The sequence below is a fragment of the Streptomyces cyslabdanicus genome, assembly GCF_052663305.1.
On record NZ_JBQRUW010000012.1, the window covers coordinates 114,619 to 132,294 of the forward strand.

A 17,676-nucleotide genomic window follows, 5' to 3' on the forward strand; every position below is an offset into this window, starting at 1 on the left:
CTCTGTTCAGCACCACATGTCAGGCTGCGGTCGCCGGCTCGCGTTCGACGAGGACGCCTCGTTCGAAGCGGGCTCCGGCGCGGACGAGGGCGACGAGGTGGGGTGCGGTGATCGCGCGCCAGCGTTCCTGGGCGGACTCGACGAGCTTGCAGACCATCGCGGTCTCCGTGGACGCGTCCTCATCTTCGATGGACTCGGACTCATCGCCTTCGTTCACGCCGTACGGCCCGAATGGGCCCGCGACGTCGTCGCCGGGACGGATGCCGACCATCGGGCCGCCACCCTTCGCACGATGAAAGCCAGGGATCACGCGTTCACCGTACGAGCGAGCACCGACATCCTCCAGCAGGGGCGCGAACTTCACGCTCCTGCGACCTTTCGAGGTAGATGACACCCGCTCTTCAGCGCGACTTGGACTACGGGAGCGGGTGCCCGAACGGCCTCCGCGCGCACTCGCCGTGGGCAGAATCAGGGCCTGAGCAACACCTTGATCGCGGTGATCATCGGCTGTCCGGTACCGACGCACGAACGGCGCGCCACAGGGCGGAGCCACAGATGCAGGAGGCAACGACCTTAAGTCAGGCCGGCACCGGCGCGGGCTGGATCCGCTTCGCGTCCCAGGCCAGCCACACGCAGGCGGCCGCGAGCAGTACGCCGTGCGCGATCCGCAGCGCGGGCGGACCGAAGAACTGCGGCAGGAACAGCCCGAACCCGACCGCGAACAGGATCGCCGGCACCGTGCGCATCCGGGCTGCGACGAGGATCGCGCCCGCCGCCATGGTCAGCAGCCCGAGCCCGAACATCGTCATCGCGAACGGGTTGTAGCGCACGTCCTCGGCCAGGTCGAGGATGTTCGACTGGTTGGCCATCGCATGCAGGCCGAAGTCCTCGGCGCCGTAGTACGGCAGCGTCAGGCCGGCGCCGATCCAGAACACGATCGCCGCCACGCGGTTGATCGGCAGCAGTGCAATCGCGACCAGGATGAACCCGATCATCGCGCACAGGTGCGCGACGATCCACGCGGTGGAGCCCATCGCGGCGGCGGCACCCGAGGTGGTGGACTCGTCCTCCCATGGGCGGAGGGCGGGGTAGAGCAGGAACAGTACGCCTGCGACGGGCAGCGGGATCCTCATGATTCGCTCCTCAGGCTGGCGAGATACATCTGGATGAGCTGGTCGTAGGTGTCGTCGAGGTCTTCCGGCAGGCCGAAGCCGCCCGCGGATTCGATGGACGCGAAGCCGTGCACGAGCACCCGCAGGCGCCGGGTCGCGTGCACGGCCGCCGAGCTCTCGAGTCCGTAGCCGCGCAGCGTGGCGTACATGACGCCGACGAGCTTCGCGCCGGCCGCCTCCTGGATCGGGTCGTGCAGCGGGTCCAGCGGCAGCGCGGCGTACCGCTTCGGGTGCGCGGCGACGTACGCACGGTAGGCGTGCATCAAGCCAGTGACCGCCTCGTTGCCACCGGTGCCCAAGACGGTCGTCGTGAACCGGTCGGTCATATCCTCCAGCACCCGCACTCCGACGAGCGTCTTCAGTTCGCCGAGGCTCGCCACGTGCTTGTAGAGCGACGGCGTGGCGACCCCGCAGCCGTGCGCCACGGCGGCGAGCGTGAGGCCGTCCGGCCCGTGCTCGTCCACGATGCCGAGCGCCACATCGACCACGGCGGCCGGCGTCAGCGACCTCTTAGCAACCATAGCCCAGAGGCTATTGCCATTAGCCGCGGGCGTCAATCGGCAGCGGAGCCGGCGAGTGGATGATTCAGGCCGTGGCGTAGCGGCCGCGACGGTGGACCAGGGCCGGTACGTCGTCCGCGCCGAACTCCACGTGCGCGATCTCGAGCGGCTGCGTACTGATCGACCTCGGCCTCCAACCCGAGGCCGATCCACAGGTCTTGAGCATTGCTCCCGCGAATCCTGGTGCTGCTGCATGCCCTTCTCGATCCGGCTGCCACGGCCGAGGCCCAGCGTGTGCTCACCAACACCATGTTCAGCATCGCCGAGATGAACGCGGCCATGCCGGAAGTTCCCGGGCATCCGCTGGGGCGGACGGACGCCCTCTCACATCCGCAGCCTGACCAACCAGGCGAGCCTCCCAGGCAGGGCAGCGGGTAGCCCAATTTCTGGCCGGTCGCGGACGCAGCGATGAGTTTTTCCGGTCCGGAGAGTCTCACCACCGTTGTCGACAACACAGGAGGAACAGGTGGCTCAGCTACTGAGAGTCCAGAACTTCACCGTCTCGAGTGACGGGATCGGTGCCGGTGAGGACCAGAGCCTTGAGAGGCCGTTCGGCCACGTCGATCCCGGGAGGCTGTTCGCCTGGGCCGGCGCCACGGCGAGCTGGCCCATGCGTACCGACCCCGGGGGGAGCCGGGGTCTTGACGACTACTTCACGCGGGACTTCGCCCGCAACATCGGTGCCGAGATCATGGGCCGCAACAAGTTCGGGCCCCAGCGCGGCCCCTGGCAGGACATCGAGTGGCGCGGCTGGTGGGGTGACCAGCCCCCGTTCCGCACCCCGGTGTTCGTCATGACCCACCACAAGCGTCCGTCGTTCACACTCTCCGACACCACGTTCCACTTCGTCGACGGCGACCCGGCCACGGTCCTCGAGCAAGCGCGGGAGGCGGCGCAGGGCAAGGACGTCCGACTCGGCGGCGGGGTCACCACCATCCGGCAGTTCCTCGACGCCGACCTCGTCGACACCATGCACGTGGCGGTCTCGCCGGTGAAGCTCGGATCCGGACTACGGCTCTGGGAGTCCCCCGAAGAGCTGCTGGACCGGTTCCACCTCGAGGTCGTGCCCAGCCCGAGCGGCGTGACGCACCACCTGTTCTGGCGCAAGTGACACGAGGGCCCACCCGGGAATGTCAACACAGCCGATGCGGGCGTGCCAGTAAATGATCGCGTAGTTGCGGGTGAGTTACCGATACAGGCCGCGGTACTCGCCCGCAGCTACCGAACAGCCCGCTGGGGAGCGGACCTGCTTGGCTGCTGTGCGGTTCGAGGCGCGTCGCCCAGCCGAACAGGTCCGGATACGGCCTGCCGCGAACCACGATCTGCCGCAGCCGTGGTCCCTCGTCACAGCACCAGGCTGCCCAGCGCCTTCGGTATCGGCCTGGACGGCCCGCAGGATCGTCTCCCACGTGCCGTCCGTTGATGACCAGGCGGCTGGCACTGCCGATATCCCACTTCCGCAGTGAGGTTCGAGCCGAGCTCGTTAGGCCGGCAAGACCTCCGGGCGCGACCCGCCGGCCGGCGCCTGGATCCACTCGATCGGACGGCGGACTTGTCGTTGGTCATCGACGCTCCATCGGTGAGGGTGTGGTCATGTGTGGTCCGTGCCGCACCGAAGTCCTGTCGTGCGTCGCGGGTAAATCGGTTGAAGACGCACGAGCGTCGGCGGACACTGCCTCGGTGTTCTCCAACGCTGACGCTGCCGCGCTGTACGACGTGCTGAACCCGTGGGCCCCCGATCACCACCCGGGAGATCGCTTCTATGACCACCTGATCATGGCTGCGGACTCTGTCTTGGACATCGGTTGTGGCACGGGCGCGATGCTGCATCTTGCACGCGAGCAGGGCCATCGCGGCCGGCTTGTCGGTCTGGACCCGGATAGCGCCGCGCTGGACCGGGCTCGGCGTCGGGCCGACATCGAGTGGGTCGAGGGCACCGCGGCGGAGGCGAGCAGCGGGGCAGACTTCGATCTTGCGACGATGACCGGCCACGCTTTCCAGTGCCTCGTCACCGACGAGGAACTGCGCGCTTCACTCGCTGCAATCCATGGGGCATTGCGCCGGGGTGGTCGTTTTGTGTTCGAGACGCGGCATCCCCAGGCGCGGGCCTGGGAGGAGTGGAATGCGTCGCCCCCGGAGGATCTTGTCGACGCTCATGGGCGAGCCTTGCGCGTGTGGCACGACGTCGACTCCGTCATAGGCGATGTCGTCACCTTTCACGAGACGACGGCTGCGCGGGATGGCACGGTGCTCCGTATCGATCACGCGAGCTTGCGCTTCCTCGATGTTGCGGTGCTCAACGGGTTCCTCGGCGGCGTGGGCTTCGAGATCGAGGCGCAGTACGGCGACTGGCACGGAGGGGCTATCAACGCCAACAGCCGAGAAATCATCACCGTTGCCTGTCGCAGATAGCCCAGGCGGGGTCCTCCGGCCCTCCCCGTCGATTCCACAGTGTGTGGTGCCATTCATCGGCGCCCGGACCAGGCCGTTGCACGACTGGGAACGGGCCTGGGCCGGTCTCGATGAGGTGGATCCACGTGATCACCGAGCGGACCGCCTGCCCCTGTCGATCGGCACCTCTGCCGCGAACACTCATGACAGTCAAGGGCTGGACCCCCGTGAACGACGAAGGCCGTGAAGGTGAGTCTGCGGCCCGAAGTTGTTCCACGAGAGCCTCTGACCACTGGGCCCCGGTGGACCGGCGACGCCGCTGAACTCGCACCTGTGCCCGCACCCGCGGCCCAGTCGCCCCGGGGGTCCCCACCTCGCCGTGGCCTCGACCGCACGGTCCGGCGCATGCCTAGGCGAGCAGGGCCTGGATCCATTGGTCTTCGCGTTGCTCGATGTATTCGGCGTCGTTTCGCCAGGCGGCGCCGTGGCCTTCAGCCCACAGCCGTGCCCAGGGCTGGACTCGTTGCGCTGCGCGGTCGCGCAGGAAGTCGTACATGGAACGCGTACGGCGCCCCAGCAGAGGGACCAACCGACGACGTTCGGACTCAGCGAGACCGTAGGCGTCGGCGAAGACCTGCAGTCGGTTCGCCGCGTCGGGGCACCGCCAGTCCGGATGAGCGGACAGCGGGATGAACCCGTGAATGGCGTATGCGACATCCCACAGGCGCGAGCCGGGGCCCGCGGCGTCCCAGTCGATGAAGGCCCACCGCGCCTCGTCTGCGATCACGAGGTTCCAGGGAGCCAGGTCGTTATGGGCGATGATGTCACTGCCCTCAGCGGGGATCAGCGTCTGCCAGCGCGCATCGGACGGCGGCGTGAAGTCCTGCACGGCATCGTGGAAGTCCCGGATCAATCGCGCAACGCGAGCCAGTTGTCGAGCGGGTTCCATCAGCGAGAACCGGTCGGGCCAGACCACGTCTCCAGGCATGAAGGTCAGGACCTCACGCTCCTGATCGTCCATGCCGAGTGGGCGAGGCGCCGCGCTGAATCCCACCTCGTGCAGGTGGGCAAGCAGGGCGTGCACGGCGGGAGTCCACGGTCCGGCTGGACGGCGAACGGTATCTCCGACGCGAACGACACCGTCACTGACGTTGCCGCCGGACAAAGGCTGTTCATCATCGTGCCGCATCGAACCAGTGTGTCGGATCAGCTCGCTGTGATCACCCCGTTGAGGGGGAGCTTCAGAGTAGTACCGAACGTCGTCAGATTCCCGGTGGCCTGGGACCGGGCTCAGCTCAAAGTCACTGCTCGCCGACCGGTGGCTGTCGGGCGCGCGGAGAAGTCGGCGCGGGCCCGGTGCTCCAGCCGGGCCACCACCCCCGCCGGGAACGGGACACTCACCCGGACGCCGCGCTCGGCGAGCACGACGCGTTCGCCGGTGGACTCGACCAACGAGACGAGGCGCTCATAGTCGATCGGGTCCGGGGCGTACTGACGCTCAACAACGATCTTCACGGCATCACCCATGGGGCTGGACGCTACCGGGAGGGGGGTGGGCTGTTCGTCCTTGCAGGCGTCGGTGGTCGGTCCGCGTACGGAGTGAAGTGGGCCGGTGCGTGGTCGATGGGCGGCAGGCCGGAGCGCCAGGACGTGAGGATCTGGGCGCTGCACTCGAACAGGCCCTGGGGCAGCTGGTCCAGGGGCCACCAGCGCCAGTCGCCCACGCTTTCGTGCGGCTGGTCGGCGGGCTCGCCCCGCCAGGCCGTGACGACGGCGCCGACGGTGACGCGTACGACGTCGTCGACGTGGTCCAGGAGCGTGCCCAGGAGCGTCACGTCCTCAACGCGGGCGATGAGTCCGGTTTCCTCGGCCAGTTCGCGTACGACGGTGTCGTGGAGGGACTCGCCGGGCTCGACGGTGCCCCCGGGCGAAGCAGGCGGGTTCGTCGATTTCTGGCCAGTGAGTCGCAGGAACCGACGCGTGAGTGGTTCACCGACAGCTATGAGTATGGCGGGTTCGCGGCCGAACGAGCTCGGGGCGAGCGGCCCGTCATCGCTGCGGTGCGTATGGCCGGTCGGCGATCTGAGTGCCGTGGTGGGAACGGGCTTGACCTTGACGCTGAGTCAACCCTCCATCCTTCCGGGAGGAGCTTCCGCGCAGTCGCCTGGAACAGCTCCGCGAAGGAGGCAGATGACCATGACAGCCCAATCGATCGCCAGTCCGGCGATTCGCGTGCAAGGTCTCAAAAAGTCGTACGGGCAGCTCGAAGTGCTGCGCGGTGTGGACTTCGACGTGCCGCCGGGCAGCATCTTCGCCCTGCTCGGTTCCAACGGAGCGGGCAAGACCACGACCGTGAGGATCCTCGCCGCGCTTCTGAGAGCCGACGCGGGGGCGGCGAGCGTCAATGGCTTCGACGTCGCCACGCAAGCGGCGAACGTGCGGGAGTCCATCAGTCTCACCGGGCAGTTCGCGGCCGTCGACGAGATCCTCAGCGGTCGGGAGAACCTTGCCCTGGTCGCCAGGCTGCGCCACCTCAAGGACCCTGGCGCGACTGCGGATGACCTGCTGAGGCGTTTCTCGCTGAGCGAGGCGGGCGCGCGGCGAGTGTCCACGTATTCGGGTGGGATGCGCCGCCGGCTGGACATCGCGATGAGCCTCATCGGGAATTCGCCGGTGATTTTCCTGGACGAGCCGACGGCCGGACTCGACCCCGAGGCGCGCATCGAGGTGTGGGATGCGGTCAAGGAGCTCGCCGGCCACGGAACGACGGTGCTGCTCACCACGCAGTACCTGGACGAGGCCGAGCAGCTGGCCGACCGGATCGCGATCCTCCACCAGGGTCTGATCATCGTCAACGGCACCCTCACCGAGCTCAAGCAGCTCTTCCCACCAGCCAAGGTCGAGTACGTCGAGAAGCAGCCGACTCTCGAGGAAATCTTTCTCGCAGTCATCGGCGGCAGGGACAAGAGCGACGTCACTGGCACGACAACTGGGGGACGAGGATGACCACGTACTTCTTCAACGACACTGCCGCGCTCACGGTGCGGACCCTGCGCCACGTCACACGCAGCATGGACACCGTCATCACGACCGCCATCACGCCGGTCGCCATGATGCTGATGTTCGTCTACGTGTTCGGCGGCGCCATCGATACCGGGTCGGTTCCGTACGTGAACTACATGCTGCCCGGCATCCTGCTCATGACCATCGCCTCAGGCATCTCGTACACCGCGTACCGGCTGTTCACCGATGTGAAGAGCGGCATCTTCGAACGATTCCAGTCCATGCCGATCGCTCGGTCGGGTGTGCTGTGGGCCCACGTCGTCACCTCTTTGGTCGCCAACCTGATCGCGCTCGTGCTCGTCGTGGGCGTCGCTGTGCTCATGGGCTTCCGCTCAGGGGCAGGAGTGTCAGCATGGCTCGCGGTCACCGGCATCCTGCTCCTGTTCACCCTGGCGCTGACCTGGCTCGCCGTGATCCCCGGGCTTTCTGCGTCGTCGGTCGAGGGCGCTGGCGCCTTCGCCTACCCCCTCATCTTCCTGCCGTTCGTCAGTTCGGCGTTCGTGCCCACAAAGACGATGCCCGGCCCGGTGCGCTGGTTCGCCGAACATCAGCCGGTGACATCGATCGTCAACACGATCCGCAACCTGTTCGCCCAGCAGCCGGTAGGCGACGACATCTGGACCGCCCTCGCGTGGTGCGTCGGCATCCTCGTCGTGGCGTACGTCTTCGCGATGGCCGCCTATCGCCGGAAGATCGCTTGAGGCAGTCTGAGACCCATGCTCACCATCAGCCAGCTTGCGTCGTACGCCGGGGTGACGGTGCGGGCGGTACGCCACTACCACCGGATCGGGTTGCTGCCCGAGCCCGAGCGCGACCGGTCCGGATACCGGACCTACGACGCTGTTGCGGTCGTGCGACTGATCCGGATCCGCACCCTCGCAGACGCCGGCGTGCCGCTGGCTCGGGTGCAGGAACTCCTTGACGCCGACCCGGAGGAGTTCGTCGGCGGCGTCCAGGAGATCGACAAGGCCCTGCGTGCCGAGATCCGGCGGCTGCAGGACACTCGCAGCCGACTCGCCAGGCTTGCCGCCGGAGAGCACCTGGCGCTTCCGCAGAGCGTCGTGGACTACCTCGACCGGCTGCGCGGCCTCGGCGTTGAGGAGCGGTACATCGAGATGGAGCGGGACGCCTGGATCATGATCGCCGCCCAGGTGCCGGACTCGATCGACTCCGTGATCGCCAAGAAGCACGAGGAGCTGGATGACCCCGACATGGTGAAGCTCTACAGCCTTCTCAGCGGGGCACTCGACTGGCCGGCCGACGACCCGCGGATCGTTGAGGTCGCCGACATCATGGAGCGCTTGATGGTTCGCGCTGTGGAGGCCGGCGAGGTGGGTGCCGACGACGGCATCGACGACCAGTTCGTCGACCTGCTGGACTCAACCATGGTCGAGTCCTCACCGCACGCCGCGCGGCTGTTGGCAATCCTGGAGGAGCGAGGCTGGAGGGGCTGGACCCGCATCGAGCGAGTGCCTGCCGAGAGACTCAGTAGTGAGCTGCCGCCATCGTGAAGGCAGGTCAGGGCCAGGAGGGCCTTCACCGGCGGTAGCGGGGCCGGCAGCAGGGCTCCGGCCAGCGGGCGCCAGTCCCGCTCGATCTCGAAGATCGTCGCCTGACCTTCAAGTACGGCTGGCGGACTGAGCTCTGGGCGATCCGTGCGGAGCTCGCGACGGGCCGCGCTGCCGTTCGCCAAGGACGGTCCGGCAAACCGTAGTTGTCGCCAGGTAGAGGCGTCGGTGTCAGGACCCAGGCGAAGGCGCTGTCGAGTGCAGTCGCGGCATCGACCGTTCCGAAGAGGAAGCGGCCCGGCGCCACACCGACTGCAGCATCCTTGCTGGTCAGCGTAAACACGACGCCAGTGTCTACAGGCGTCGCACACTTGGTTTCGGCCCCACGAAAGGCAGTGATCGCAACTTCGTGGCTGAGATTGGGGACGGGCCCGCTGGGCGTGCGGCAGCAGGACCACCTCGCGGTCTAGGTCAGGGGCGAGCCAGCCACCCTTGTTCAGGACCCGGGTGACTCCGACGGGCCGGTGAGGCAGGGCGTCAAGGATCGCGGCGTCAACCACGTCCTGGCCGGCCGCGTCGCGCGCCGCCAGCGCAAGGGCCAACATGTTCATGGCACTGACGCGCCAGGCACGCCCGAGGCAGTGCTCGGCCTGCACTTGACCGACCAGCGGTTTGAGTCGGATCAGATCGTCTCGGCAATCGGCTGCGAATCGCGACGGCGTGGAGCTCCAGCAACCGGTACGGCGCAGGGAACAGGGCCACCTGTCCACGCACTGCCGGCGGACAGATCCGCTCGTCGTCCACGACGAGGGCGGGGCGCTGAGCGCGTGCCCAGCCAGGTGCGTGGTAGCGGCCGTCAGTCTGCAGGCGGTAGATACCGGTGGGCAAGGCAGGCCGACGGACGGAAGCGGGCAGACAGAACGCGAGCTGGGTCCATGTCGGCTGTTCCGCGGCCTGTGCGGGTTCGAAGTACCAGGCCGCGTCGTACTCGGTGACAGCTACGACACACGCCCGGCAGAAGCCTTCATCATTGATGCGCCACAGCCGCTTGCACCGTCTGCACTCGCCCTCCGGGTGGTTCCGTTTGGAGCGCCACTGGTGGCAGGGGGAGCAGAACGGTGACTGGACCCGCAGCCCCCAGCCGAGGCAGCCGGCGCACTGCCCCAGCGAGGGCAGGCGCTTTCGTCTTGGGGTCACCTCAGTTCGGTGGGAGTGACCTGGGCCGCCCCGCCCCGGTGGACCGGCGCGGCACCGGCCTGGGCGACTCGCCCGCAGCTGTAGCGAGCCCCTCGTCCTGGGCCACCGGCGTCTTCCCGGCTACAGGTTCGGCGACGAGCAGGTCCGCGACCGTGCACTGAAGAGCAGCGCAGATCAGGTCCAGGTCGTCCAACCGCACCGTTACCGGTGTGCCCGACCAGAGCGCGGAGACCTTCGACATCGACGGAGTGAAGCCGACTTCTTTGAACATGGGCATCAGGTCACTGGGCCTCCAGATGCCTCGGTTGGCCGCCGCCCACCGTAGGTTCCACTTCACGACAGACCCCCCGTGTCCACGCGCAGTCGTTGTGCGGCCCGAGCCGACGAACGTCGGCTAGCCATCTCTGGATCGCTCTGAGCGGACAAAATGTACCGAACCGTGGTCGTCGTCCAGTCATGACCGAGCAACTTCTGCACCTCCCACAGCGACATCCCCGCCTCGTAACGGTGTGTGGCACAAGCATGCCGAAGCAGATGAGGAAAGATCCGCTCGACCGGACCTGCCAGGTGGACCTCCGAGGCTCTCGCCAGGGCCTTCCGTAGCGTCGACGTTGTCACCGCCGGGCCGACAGGGTTCGGCATGCTGCCAAGATCTCGCGCCAGGCGCTCCGAGGGCCAGACCGGCGACTCAGGGTGCTCCGGGTCGTCTGAGAACAACCCGCGGACTTCCTCCACGTACCACCACAGCAGCTCACGTCCCTCGGCGAACAGAAACGCCTCTCGCTGCCGCGGCCCCGACCCTCGGGCGCCCTTGCCCTGGACGACGAACCGCCCGAAGTCGCCAGCCTCCCAGTGCAGGTCCTTCATGCGCATCTGGCACAGCTCCGAGGCGCGTACTCCGGAGATGTAGATCAACTTCGCCATCACGTAGTCCCTGCACGCCACCGCCTCCTTGCGGGCGTGCGCCAGCTGCCGCCGCCAGCCAGCGAAGAACTCGTTGACCGCCCGGGCCGACGGTGGCACCCGAAGGCCGAAGTCACCGCGGTGTGCGTGTCGGTTGAATGGATCGATCGGCGACTCGACCGCCGCCCCGAACCGCTGGAAGATCTCGTGCGCGTAGCGTTGCTCCAGGAATGCGAAGAAGTGGTCGATCCTGTTCAGCTTCGATCGCACCGTCGGTGCCTGGCGTTTGCCGACTCCGGCGAAGTACCCGTCGACGTGGCGGGGCGTCAGCCGCCACGGCACGACACCGTAGTGGTCGCACACCTCGATCACTGGCTTCGTCAGCCCGTCCAGGGTGGAGGACGCCAGGCCCGCCACATCTCGCGCCCACTGGTACTCGACCAGCGCGTCCATGAAGAACAGCTGCTCGTCTTCCTCGTCCGCCCCGCCTGCGTACCGGCGCTGCAGTAACAGCACGTCGCTCAGCCCCGGCTCGCCTCCCAGCAACTCCGCCTCTGCGGGCGACGGTTCGCTGGGAGGCGGTACGAGGGAGAGCACGCGAGTCCCGGGATCTGCCACGGACGTTGAAATTACAGCAGAGAGTCCTGAAGTTCAGGAGAACGGCCCAACATCCTGAGAGGCAGATGTAGGAGCCCATCGAGCCTCCTGCCAGCTGAAATGGAACGACGCGCCGATCAGCCCCTCAAAGAACCCGCCCGTACTCCAGTTAGCTCCCAGGTGCCGTGCCGGTGCCGTCCCAGCAGCAGGCCCCGTTCGCCGAACACGATGGCCCCGACGCCGATCGCGGCGTGGGGTACGGGCGGTCGGGCGGTCCGTGGGCGACTGGTCAGAGGGGGGCGGCTGGGCGTGCGCTGGCGTCGGGCCCGGACGAGCTGGAGGATTCCGGGATGGTCGGGGCCCGGTGCGGTGAGGAGTTCGATTCCTTCCACCCGGAAGCCGTACTCGGTCAGGAGCTCTTCCCAGAGGCGCGGAGTGAGCACCCACATCCGGGTGGGGATGGGCTCCCCGTCGCGCAGCCGGATCAACTCCCGCCGTGGCACCACCTCGTCGGACGGCCCCTGTGCGTCGGCGTCGGTGTGGAGAGCGGAGAAGACGAGAGGCGCTCCGTCGACCAGCCCGTCCCGCAGGGCCGGCAGCAGGTGGTGCGGGTCGACGCAGGCGAAGGTGCGGATGCCGTAGGCGGCCTCGTACGGTTCCGCGTGACGCAGGTGCTCGGCGACGTCGCCGCAGACGAATCGGACTCCGGGCTCGCTGCCGTGAGCGTTCAGGGCGCGCCGGTGCTGGGTGGGGGACAGGTCGACGCCGTCCACCAGCGCGCCGTACTCGCGGGCCAGGTGGACGGCGTGATGTCCGGGACCGGATCCCACGTCGAGGATCCGTTTGCCTCGGATGTCTCCGAGGACCTCGGCTCCCGGGCCCTCGCCGGGCGCGAATCCCCAGTCGACGCGGTCCGGTACCGGGGGCGAGTAGCCGTAGTCCAACTGGCGTTGACCGTAGATCGTCCAGCTGTGCTCGTATGTGGAGTGTGCCGTCACAGGTCAGTTCCTTCCGGCGGTGTGGTGCTGCCCGTACAAGCCGTCCTGTACTGCTTCCAGCCGCACCGGGCAAGTAACCTCCGCTCGGGGTTGAACCGTTGTTCCTGCCGCAAGAGGTGACTCGGGTGTGACAAGGGGGTCGTCATCCATGGCAACTGGCAGTGCGCTTGATTCGTCCGGCAGTATGAAGGCGTTCGGGGCGGCCCTGAAAGTCTTCCGTGAACGGGCCCTGCTGACGCAGGAACAGCTCGCCGAACGGCTCAACTACTCGCATGCCTCGGTCGCTTCGGTGGAGCAGGGCCGGCGGATGCCCACCGCGCACTTCGTCGAGCGGGCGGAGGAGACACTGGAGTCGTTCGGTGTGCTGCGGGCCGTGGCCCGGCACGTGGGCCGTCAGCGGGGGCTGGCGGTCTGGTTCCGGGAGTGGGCCCAGCTGGAGGAGACGGCGGTCAGCCTGTGCACGTACGAGTGCCGGGTCGTGCCGGGGTTGCTCCAGACTGAGGCCTACACGCGCGCGGTGATGCTCAACGTGCCACCTCCGCCTACGGAGGAGCAACTGGAGGAGCGGATTGCCGCCCGCCTGGCCCGGCAGGAACTGTTGACGCGCAAGCCGCCGGTCGCGTTCAGTTTCATTGTCGAGGAGTCGGTACTGCTGCGGCACACGGGAGGTGAGGACGTCACCCGGGAACTGCTCGACCACCTGCTCGTCTGTACGGAACTGTGGAACGTGGAGGTGCAGATCATGCCGTTGCGGCAGCCGCACCACGCCGGCACGGACGGACCCATGCGGCTCCTGGAGACCCCGGAGCGCCAGTGGTTGGGGTATTCGGAGGGGCAGAAGACGGGGCAACTGGTTTCCGACCGGGAAGCGACGAGTGTCATGCAGATGCGGTATGCCAAGATGCGATCGCAGGCCCTGTCCCCAGTGGACTCGGTGGAGTTGTTGCAGAGGATGAGAGGGGCTCTATGAACACCGCCGGTGAACTGCATTGGTTCAAGAGCAGCTACAGCGGATCCGAGGGTGACGACTGCGTGGAAGTCGCCCACGCCCCCGGAGCCGTGCACGTACGCGACTCCAAGCAGGCTGACGGACCGCGGTTCGAGGTCGCCTCCCCGGCGTGGGCGGATTTCCTCGGTCTCGTGGTGTAGTGCGTCTACCCTGAGGTCGGCCGTCTGGGACGGATGAGGACCTCGCTGCCCAGGGGGCTGTAGCCCGCTGCGAGGAAAGCCCGAAGGGATCGTGCGTTGCCCGGGGCGACAGCGGCGAAGACCGGCTCACCGGCGGGGACCAGGGTGAGCGCGTCACCCAGCAGGGAGCGACCGAGCCCAGCCCCACTGCTGCCGGTGTGGTTGAGTTCGATGCTTGTCTCGCGTCGTCCAGCCAGGCCGCCGGCCAGTGTGACAAGGCCCCGTTCATCTCCGTGGACACGAACGTCGGTACGCAAAGCCCGAGCACGACGAACACGCGGGTGGTCATCGACATCAAGACGTTCGGGCAGGCGGTGAGGGGCCGGCACGCCACGCGCGACGAGTGTCACGTCGACGCTGTCGATCCACCCCTCGCGACCTGCGAGGTAACGCAGGAAATCCGGAGCCATGGAAGCCCCGAAACCGTCGGCTCCTTGAGCCCGGACATCGGAAGCGGACAGGGCGGTGGCGATCACGGCGTGCCCGGTGAAGGCGACCGAGCACTCCAGCCCACCCGGCAGAGGGGGAAGAACGGTCACGCGGCCGTCCGCAGGCGGGAAGCGTCCGTCGGCAGCATGGAGGAACATGCCCAGCAGCGGGTGAGACTCGGCCATGACGGTCCACCCTACGAGGAGTTGCCCCGCCGTCGCAGCCACACGCGACGACGGCTCAGTAGCCGCCAAGGAGGGTCCGTACCCTGCGCAACGCCTCCGGGCCCGCGGTGCTGTGCCAGCGGGTGGGGTCGGCGGGGCGGCGGCCCCACAGGAGCAGGACGCGTGTCGCCGCGTCGCTTTCGATCGTGGCCGGGCCCTCGGGGGCGGCGAACCGGACGGTGCCGCCCTCCGCGTCCGCGGTCACCACGACGTCGTCCGTGCCCGGAGTGCGCAGGCGGCCCTCGACCTGCCCCTCGGCCCCGAGGTCCAGACCGGCGCGGCCCCGGACCAGCAGGGGCCGGCCGACCGACACCACGCTGTGCTCGGTCATCCACGGCTCGGTCAGGGACTCCACGGCCGTCCGGTCGTCGCCGGTCAGGTCCCAGCGGTGGAGGATCAGTTCCTCACGCATGTGTTCCGCGAAGAAGGGGACCTTCACGCAACGGCCGGTCCACATGACCTCGGTGTCCGGGGACAGGGCCCGCGCGGCGGCCGCGGTGATCTCGGTGAGCTGTTCGCAGTTGGTCATGAACGCCGCCCAGAGCTCGGCGTCCGACATCCGCCGGTAGGGAGCCTCACGCTCGAAGCTCCTGGTCTCCACGGGTGTGCCCGCGAGGAAAGCTCGTAGCACCCGGGCCAGTTCCTCGGCGTTCCCCGTCTGGTGGACCAGGACGTCACGCACCGTCCACGCCTCGCACCACGTGCCGTCGTCGGGCCTTCGGCCCTGCACGGCGTGGACGAAGGGCGCCAGTTCCGGGAGCGTTTCGTCGACCTTGGACGGGATCACGTGCCATGGGTGTCCCGGTCGGGCCGTCCGTCAAACCGGCTCGCGTCCGATCGGAGGCATGAGGCCCCGGAGCACGGTGCCGAGCGCGTGGGCTCGCCCTTCACGGGTACTCGTCGCCGCGTACGGCGGTCCGATGACCGTACGACCAGGAGCCCGGACGCACGCATGCCCGAACTGCCGGATGTCGAGGGATTCCGCGAGGTGCTGATGGCCTGCGGCGGGCACCGGCGTGTCACGGACGTCGAGGTGCGGGACGCCGGGGTGCTGCGGGGTGTCAGCGCGCAGCGGCTGCGGAGGGAACTGAAGGGCAGGTGTCTGGGGGAGGCGTGGCGGCACGGCAAGTGGTTGTTCGTGCCGACGGATCACGACGGTCCCACACTGGTGTGGCACTTCGGCATGACGGGGTCGCTTCGGTGCTGTTCCCCGGACGAACCGGTCGAACGGCACGACCGCATCCTGCTGACGCTCGACGACTCCCGGCAACTGCGCTACCGCGATCAACGCAAGCTCCAGGGCGTGCGGTTGGTCGACGACACGGAGGTCGAGCGCATCACCGACGGTCTGGGTCCCGATGCCCTCACCGTGCGCGGAGCGGAGTTCCGGGAGCTGCTGTCGGGACGACGGCGTGCCGTCAAGAGCGCGCTGATGGACCAGTCCGTGATCGCGGGCCTCGGGAACCTCCTGTGCGACGAGATCCTCTGGCGGGCCAGGGTGGCTCCTCGGACCCCGGCGCGGGACCTGAGCGAGACCGAGGTTCGGCGTGTCCGTGCGCGAATGCGGCGGGTCCTTGAGACATCCGTGCGTGCCGGGTGCGTGCCGTCGAGGCCCTCCTGGCTCACCGGGCACAGGGACGACAGGGATCCGATGTGTCCCCGCTGCGGGTGGCTCCTGAGCTCCCACCGCGTCGGCGGACGCCGTACGGTCTGGTGCCCGCGGTGCCAGGGATGAGCGACGCCGGCCGGTGCGGAGGGGCGGGCGGAACCGATCATGGGATGATGACCGGCGACATAAGGCGACGGCGGTCCGAGGAAGCCGGTGTGAATCCGGCGCGGTCCCGCCACTGTGACCGGTGAGCGAGTTCCGGGATGCCACCGCCCCGCCCGGGGTGGGAAGGCGGGACGAGCGAAGACCCGGGAGCCAGGAGACTCACGCGGTCGCCTCCTCGAGCGACACCGGGGCGGATCTCCCCGGGAGGGGAGTGGTGCGGCGTGCCTGAAATGCCGACGGACGAGGCGCCGGGCGGTGCCGTGGCGGGGAGCGGTTCGGTGCCGTGCCGGGTCGTCGTGTGCCGCGACTGCTGCTGCGGCAGCCCCAAGGTGCCCGGGGTCGACCACGCGGCGCAGACCGCGCGGCTGCGGGCGGAGGTGCCGGTGCGCATCTCCGACTGCCTCGACGTGTGTGAGCAGGCGAACGTCATCGTGGTCCAGCCGTCCTCCGCGGGCCGGGCGGCCGGTGCGCGGCCGGTCTGGCTCGGGCTCGTCAACGACGAGGGCGGTACCGAGGACATCGTCGCCTGGGTACGGGACGGCGGCCCGGGTGTGGCGCCCCTGCCGGAGATCCTCGGCCTGTACGCCATCACCCCGCCACGGCGACCCACGGACTCCTGAGGCGGCCCGTGCGTGCCAGGACGCGCGCGCGCCCTGGCGCGTACGTCCACGCGGGGCGGCCCGTCCACGCGAGGCGACCGGTCCCTCGTCACCGCTCCGGGAACGGCCGGGCCTCCGCCGACGTGACCGCCTCGCCGGCCTGCACGCCGTGCAGGACCTGGGCGAGCACCTCCGCCCCGCGCACCACCCGAGGTCCCGGCCGGTTGAAGTAGGACGGCCCGTCCAGTACCCAGACGCGGCCGGACCGTACGGCGGGCAGATCCGTCCAGCCGGGCAGCCCGGTGAGCAACGCGGCTTCCCGCAGGGTGCGTTCGGGAGGGAAGCCGCACGGCAGGACGAGGATCACGTCCGGCCGCGCGGCGCGCACCGCCTCCCAGGTCGTCGGCCCGGTGTGCTCGCCGGGCGCGGCGAGCAGCGGCTCGCCCCCGGCGGTGGTGATCTGCTCGGGCACCCAGTGCCCGGCGGGCCACAGCGGGTCGAGCCACTCGATCGCCACCACCCGGGGCCGGCCGAGGCCGGCGACCGCGTCGCGGACCCGGTCGAGGCGGGCCCGCAGCGCGGCCCGGCGCCGCTGCGCGCGTTCGCGCACGCCGAGCAGGTCGCCGACGGTGACCAGGCAGTCCAGTACGTCGTCGAGCGTGCGCGGCTCCAGGCTGAGGACCCGGGTGCCGGCGTCGAGCAGCCGCACGGCCTGGCTGACCTTCTCGTACGACACCGCGCACACGTCGCACAGATCCTGGGTGAGCACCACGTCGGGGCGCAGGGCGGCCAGGGCCTCGGTGTCCAGGGTGTAGAGCGACGAACCGGAGTGCGCCGCCCCGCCGACGGCGGCGGAGATCTCCCGGCTGGTGAGCGCGTCCTGGTCCAGGTCCGCCCCGGTCACCACGGGTACCGAGGCGACCTCGCGCGGCGGCCAGTCGCACTCGTGGGTGCGGCCGGCCAACTGCTCCGAAAGGCCGAGTTCGGCGACGATGTCGGTCGCGGCGGGCAGCAGGGAGACGATGCGCATACCTCGACTGTAGGAGGCCTCGCGGATCCGCTGATTCCGGCGC

General features: G+C 68.7%; 20 protein-coding genes, 2 pseudogenes and 1 riboswitch. Of the genes and pseudogenes, 9 read left to right on the forward strand and 13 right to left on the reverse strand.

From position 1 onward, the window contains the following. Positions 1-19: 19 nt before the first annotated feature. The 4 genes and pseudogenes from ACTYVM_RS08980 to ACTYVM_RS08995 form a co-directional block, all read right to left on the reverse strand. Positions 20-160 (reverse strand): annotated as a pseudogene (locus ACTYVM_RS08980) (IS256 family transposase); the annotation flags it as partial. 418 nt (positions 161-578) lie between these two features. Beyond that, positions 579-1,133, reverse strand: coding sequence for a hypothetical protein (locus ACTYVM_RS08985; RefSeq protein WP_445525370.1), 555 nt, complete (start codon positions 1,131-1,133; stop codon positions 579-581). Then, entirely contained in the window at positions 1,130-1,693 is a 564-nt protein-coding gene (locus ACTYVM_RS08990) for a TetR/AcrR family transcriptional regulator (RefSeq protein ID WP_445525371.1), read from the reverse strand. The genes ACTYVM_RS08985 and ACTYVM_RS08990 overlap by 4 nt, the downstream gene beginning before the upstream one ends. Positions 1,694-1,757: 64 nt before the next feature. Beyond that, the gene (locus tag ACTYVM_RS08995) at positions 1,758-1,898 is read right to left on the reverse strand and encodes a hypothetical protein (RefSeq protein WP_445525372.1); all 141 of its coding nucleotides are present in this window, start codon (positions 1,896-1,898) and stop codon (positions 1,758-1,760) included. Positions 1,899-2,198: 300 nt separating this feature from the next. On the opposite strand from ACTYVM_RS08995, the gene ACTYVM_RS09000 reads away from it, so the two are divergent. Both ACTYVM_RS09000 and ACTYVM_RS09005 read left to right on the forward strand, forming a co-directional pair. Further along, positions 2,199-2,843 carry a dihydrofolate reductase family protein gene (locus ACTYVM_RS09000; protein WP_445525373.1) on the forward strand — a complete coding sequence of 215 codons (645 nt, stop codon included), beginning with the start codon at positions 2,199-2,201 and terminating at the stop codon, positions 2,841-2,843. A 569-nt stretch (positions 2,844-3,412) separates the two neighbouring features. Next, positions 3,413-4,144, forward strand: coding sequence for a class I SAM-dependent methyltransferase (locus tag ACTYVM_RS09005; protein ID WP_445525374.1), 732 nt, complete (start codon positions 3,413-3,415; stop codon positions 4,142-4,144). Positions 4,145-4,532: 388 nt separating this feature from the next. On the opposite strand, the gene ACTYVM_RS09010 is transcribed toward ACTYVM_RS09005, so the two are convergent. From ACTYVM_RS09010 to ACTYVM_RS09020, 3 genes and pseudogenes are all read right to left on the reverse strand, one after another. After that, positions 4,533-5,312: a phosphotransferase enzyme family protein gene (locus ACTYVM_RS09010; RefSeq protein WP_445525375.1), complete on the reverse strand. Its 780-nt coding sequence runs from the start codon at positions 5,310-5,312 to the stop codon at positions 4,533-4,535. 101 nt (positions 5,313-5,413) lie between these two features. After that, on the reverse strand, positions 5,414-5,650 hold the full coding sequence (locus ACTYVM_RS09015) for a hypothetical protein (RefSeq protein ID WP_445525376.1): 237 nt from the start codon (positions 5,648-5,650) through the stop codon (positions 5,414-5,416). An 11-nt stretch (positions 5,651-5,661) separates the two neighbouring features. Beyond that, positions 5,662-6,054: pseudogene (locus tag ACTYVM_RS09020) on the reverse strand (NUDIX hydrolase); the annotation flags it as partial. A gap of 265 nt (positions 6,055-6,319) precedes the next feature. On the opposite strand from ACTYVM_RS09020, the gene ACTYVM_RS09025 reads away from it, so the two are divergent. Genes ACTYVM_RS09025 through ACTYVM_RS09035 form a run of 3 tightly spaced genes read left to right on the forward strand, consistent with a single transcriptional unit; the run spans position 6,320 to position 8,697 of the window. Beyond that, positions 6,320-7,129: an ABC transporter ATP-binding protein gene (locus tag ACTYVM_RS09025; protein ID WP_445525485.1), complete on the forward strand. Its 810-nt coding sequence runs from the start codon at positions 6,320-6,322 to the stop codon at positions 7,127-7,129. Continuing rightward, complete coding sequence (locus tag ACTYVM_RS09030; protein WP_445525377.1) at positions 7,126-7,887, forward strand: ABC transporter permease; 762 nt, start codon at positions 7,126-7,128, stop codon at positions 7,885-7,887. The genes ACTYVM_RS09025 and ACTYVM_RS09030 overlap by 4 nt, the downstream gene beginning before the upstream one ends. A 15-nt stretch (positions 7,888-7,902) precedes the next feature. Next, positions 7,903-8,697 carry a MerR family transcriptional regulator gene (locus tag ACTYVM_RS09035; protein ID WP_445525378.1) on the forward strand — a complete coding sequence of 265 codons (795 nt, stop codon included), beginning with the start codon at positions 7,903-7,905 and terminating at the stop codon, positions 8,695-8,697. Between the two features lie 1,195 nt (positions 8,698-9,892). Here ACTYVM_RS09035 and ACTYVM_RS09040 read toward each other — a convergent pair. The 3 genes from ACTYVM_RS09040 to ACTYVM_RS09050 all read right to left on the reverse strand — a co-directional run bounded on the left by ACTYVM_RS09040 (position 9,893) and on the right by ACTYVM_RS09050 (position 12,389). Next, positions 9,893-10,228 carry a helix-turn-helix domain-containing protein gene (locus tag ACTYVM_RS09040; RefSeq protein WP_445525379.1) on the reverse strand — a complete coding sequence of 112 codons (336 nt, stop codon included), beginning with the start codon at positions 10,226-10,228 and terminating at the stop codon, positions 9,893-9,895. After that, positions 10,225-11,391: a tyrosine-type recombinase/integrase gene (locus ACTYVM_RS09045; protein WP_445525380.1), complete on the reverse strand. Its 1,167-nt coding sequence runs from the start codon at positions 11,389-11,391 to the stop codon at positions 10,225-10,227. The genes ACTYVM_RS09040 and ACTYVM_RS09045 overlap by 4 nt, the downstream gene beginning before the upstream one ends. A 137-nt stretch (positions 11,392-11,528) precedes the next feature. Further along, the gene (locus ACTYVM_RS09050) at positions 11,529-12,389 is read right to left on the reverse strand and encodes an SAM-dependent methyltransferase (protein WP_445525381.1); all 861 of its coding nucleotides are present in this window, start codon (positions 12,387-12,389) and stop codon (positions 11,529-11,531) included. Positions 12,390-12,537: 148 nt separating this feature from the next. Between ACTYVM_RS09050 and ACTYVM_RS09055 the strand changes: the two genes are divergently transcribed. Both ACTYVM_RS09055 and ACTYVM_RS09060 read left to right on the forward strand, forming a co-directional pair. Then, on the forward strand, positions 12,538-13,359 hold the full coding sequence (locus ACTYVM_RS09055) for a helix-turn-helix domain-containing protein (protein WP_445525382.1): 822 nt from the start codon (positions 12,538-12,540) through the stop codon (positions 13,357-13,359). After that, positions 13,356-13,538, forward strand: coding sequence for a DUF397 domain-containing protein (locus tag ACTYVM_RS09060; RefSeq protein ID WP_445525383.1), 183 nt, complete (start codon positions 13,356-13,358; stop codon positions 13,536-13,538). The genes ACTYVM_RS09055 and ACTYVM_RS09060 overlap by 4 nt, the downstream gene beginning before the upstream one ends. A gap of 5 nt (positions 13,539-13,543) precedes the next feature. Here ACTYVM_RS09060 and ACTYVM_RS09065 read toward each other — a convergent pair whose 3' ends face one another. Continuing rightward, a complete protein-coding gene (locus tag ACTYVM_RS09065; protein WP_445525384.1) occupies positions 13,544-14,191 on the reverse strand; it encodes a hypothetical protein in 648 nt (215 codons plus the stop codon). 55 nt (positions 14,192-14,246) lie between these two features. Further along, positions 14,247-15,017, reverse strand: coding sequence for a maleylpyruvate isomerase N-terminal domain-containing protein (locus tag ACTYVM_RS09070; RefSeq protein WP_445525385.1), 771 nt, complete (start codon positions 15,015-15,017; stop codon positions 14,247-14,249). Positions 15,018-15,182: 165 nt separating this feature from the next. Between ACTYVM_RS09070 and ACTYVM_RS09075 the strand changes: the two genes are divergently transcribed. Further along, on the forward strand, positions 15,183-15,965 hold the full coding sequence (locus tag ACTYVM_RS09075; protein ID WP_445525386.1) for an Fpg/Nei family DNA glycosylase: 783 nt from the start codon (positions 15,183-15,185) through the stop codon (positions 15,963-15,965). 77 nt (positions 15,966-16,042) lie between these two features. After that, a riboswitch (cobalamin riboswitch) is annotated at positions 16,043-16,165 on the forward strand. Positions 16,166-16,234: 69 nt separating this feature from the next. Next, on the forward strand, positions 16,235-16,624 hold the full coding sequence (locus ACTYVM_RS09080; protein WP_445525486.1) for a hypothetical protein: 390 nt from the start codon (positions 16,235-16,237) through the stop codon (positions 16,622-16,624). Positions 16,625-16,712: 88 nt separating this feature from the next. On the opposite strand, the gene ACTYVM_RS09085 is transcribed toward ACTYVM_RS09080, so the two are convergent. Beyond that, a complete protein-coding gene (locus ACTYVM_RS09085; RefSeq protein WP_445525387.1) occupies positions 16,713-17,633 on the reverse strand; it encodes a cobalamin-binding protein in 921 nt (306 codons plus the stop codon). Positions 17,634-17,676 lie beyond the last annotated feature (43 nt).

Excerpts from the sequence above, each read along its gene's own strand:
- ACTYVM_RS08985 (WP_445525370.1), bottom strand. The coding sequence starts at position 1,133 with ATGAGGATCCCGCTGCCCGTCGCAGGCGTACTGTTCCTGCTCTACCCC.
- ACTYVM_RS08990 (WP_445525371.1), bottom strand. The coding sequence starts at position 1,693 with ATGGTTGCTAAGAGGTCGCTGACGCCGGCCGCCGTGGTCGATGTGGCG.
- ACTYVM_RS08995 (WP_445525372.1), bottom strand. The coding sequence starts at position 1,898 with ATGCTCAAGACCTGTGGATCGGCCTCGGGTTGGAGGCCGAGGTCGATC.
- ACTYVM_RS09010 (WP_445525375.1), bottom strand. The coding sequence starts at position 5,312 with ATGCGGCACGATGATGAACAGCCTTTGTCCGGCGGCAACGTCAGTGAC.
- ACTYVM_RS09015 (WP_445525376.1), bottom strand. The coding sequence starts at position 5,650 with ATGGGTGATGCCGTGAAGATCGTTGTTGAGCGTCAGTACGCCCCGGAC.
- ACTYVM_RS09025 (WP_445525485.1), top strand. The coding sequence starts at position 6,320 with ATGACAGCCCAATCGATCGCCAGTCCGGCGATTCGCGTGCAAGGTCTC.
- ACTYVM_RS09030 (WP_445525377.1), top strand. The coding sequence starts at position 7,126 with ATGACCACGTACTTCTTCAACGACACTGCCGCGCTCACGGTGCGGACC.
- ACTYVM_RS09035 (WP_445525378.1), top strand. The coding sequence starts at position 7,903 with ATGCTCACCATCAGCCAGCTTGCGTCGTACGCCGGGGTGACGGTGCGG.
- ACTYVM_RS09055 (WP_445525382.1), top strand. The coding sequence starts at position 12,538 with ATGGCAACTGGCAGTGCGCTTGATTCGTCCGGCAGTATGAAGGCGTTC.
- ACTYVM_RS09060 (WP_445525383.1), top strand. The coding sequence starts at position 13,356 with ATGAACACCGCCGGTGAACTGCATTGGTTCAAGAGCAGCTACAGCGGA.
- ACTYVM_RS09065 (WP_445525384.1), bottom strand. The coding sequence starts at position 14,191 with ATGGCCGAGTCTCACCCGCTGCTGGGCATGTTCCTCCATGCTGCCGAC.
- ACTYVM_RS09075 (WP_445525386.1), top strand. The coding sequence starts at position 15,183 with ATGCCCGAACTGCCGGATGTCGAGGGATTCCGCGAGGTGCTGATGGCC.
- ACTYVM_RS09080 (WP_445525486.1), top strand. The coding sequence starts at position 16,235 with ATGCCGACGGACGAGGCGCCGGGCGGTGCCGTGGCGGGGAGCGGTTCG.
- ACTYVM_RS09085 (WP_445525387.1), bottom strand. The coding sequence starts at position 17,633 with ATGCGCATCGTCTCCCTGCTGCCCGCCGCGACCGACATCGTCGCCGAA.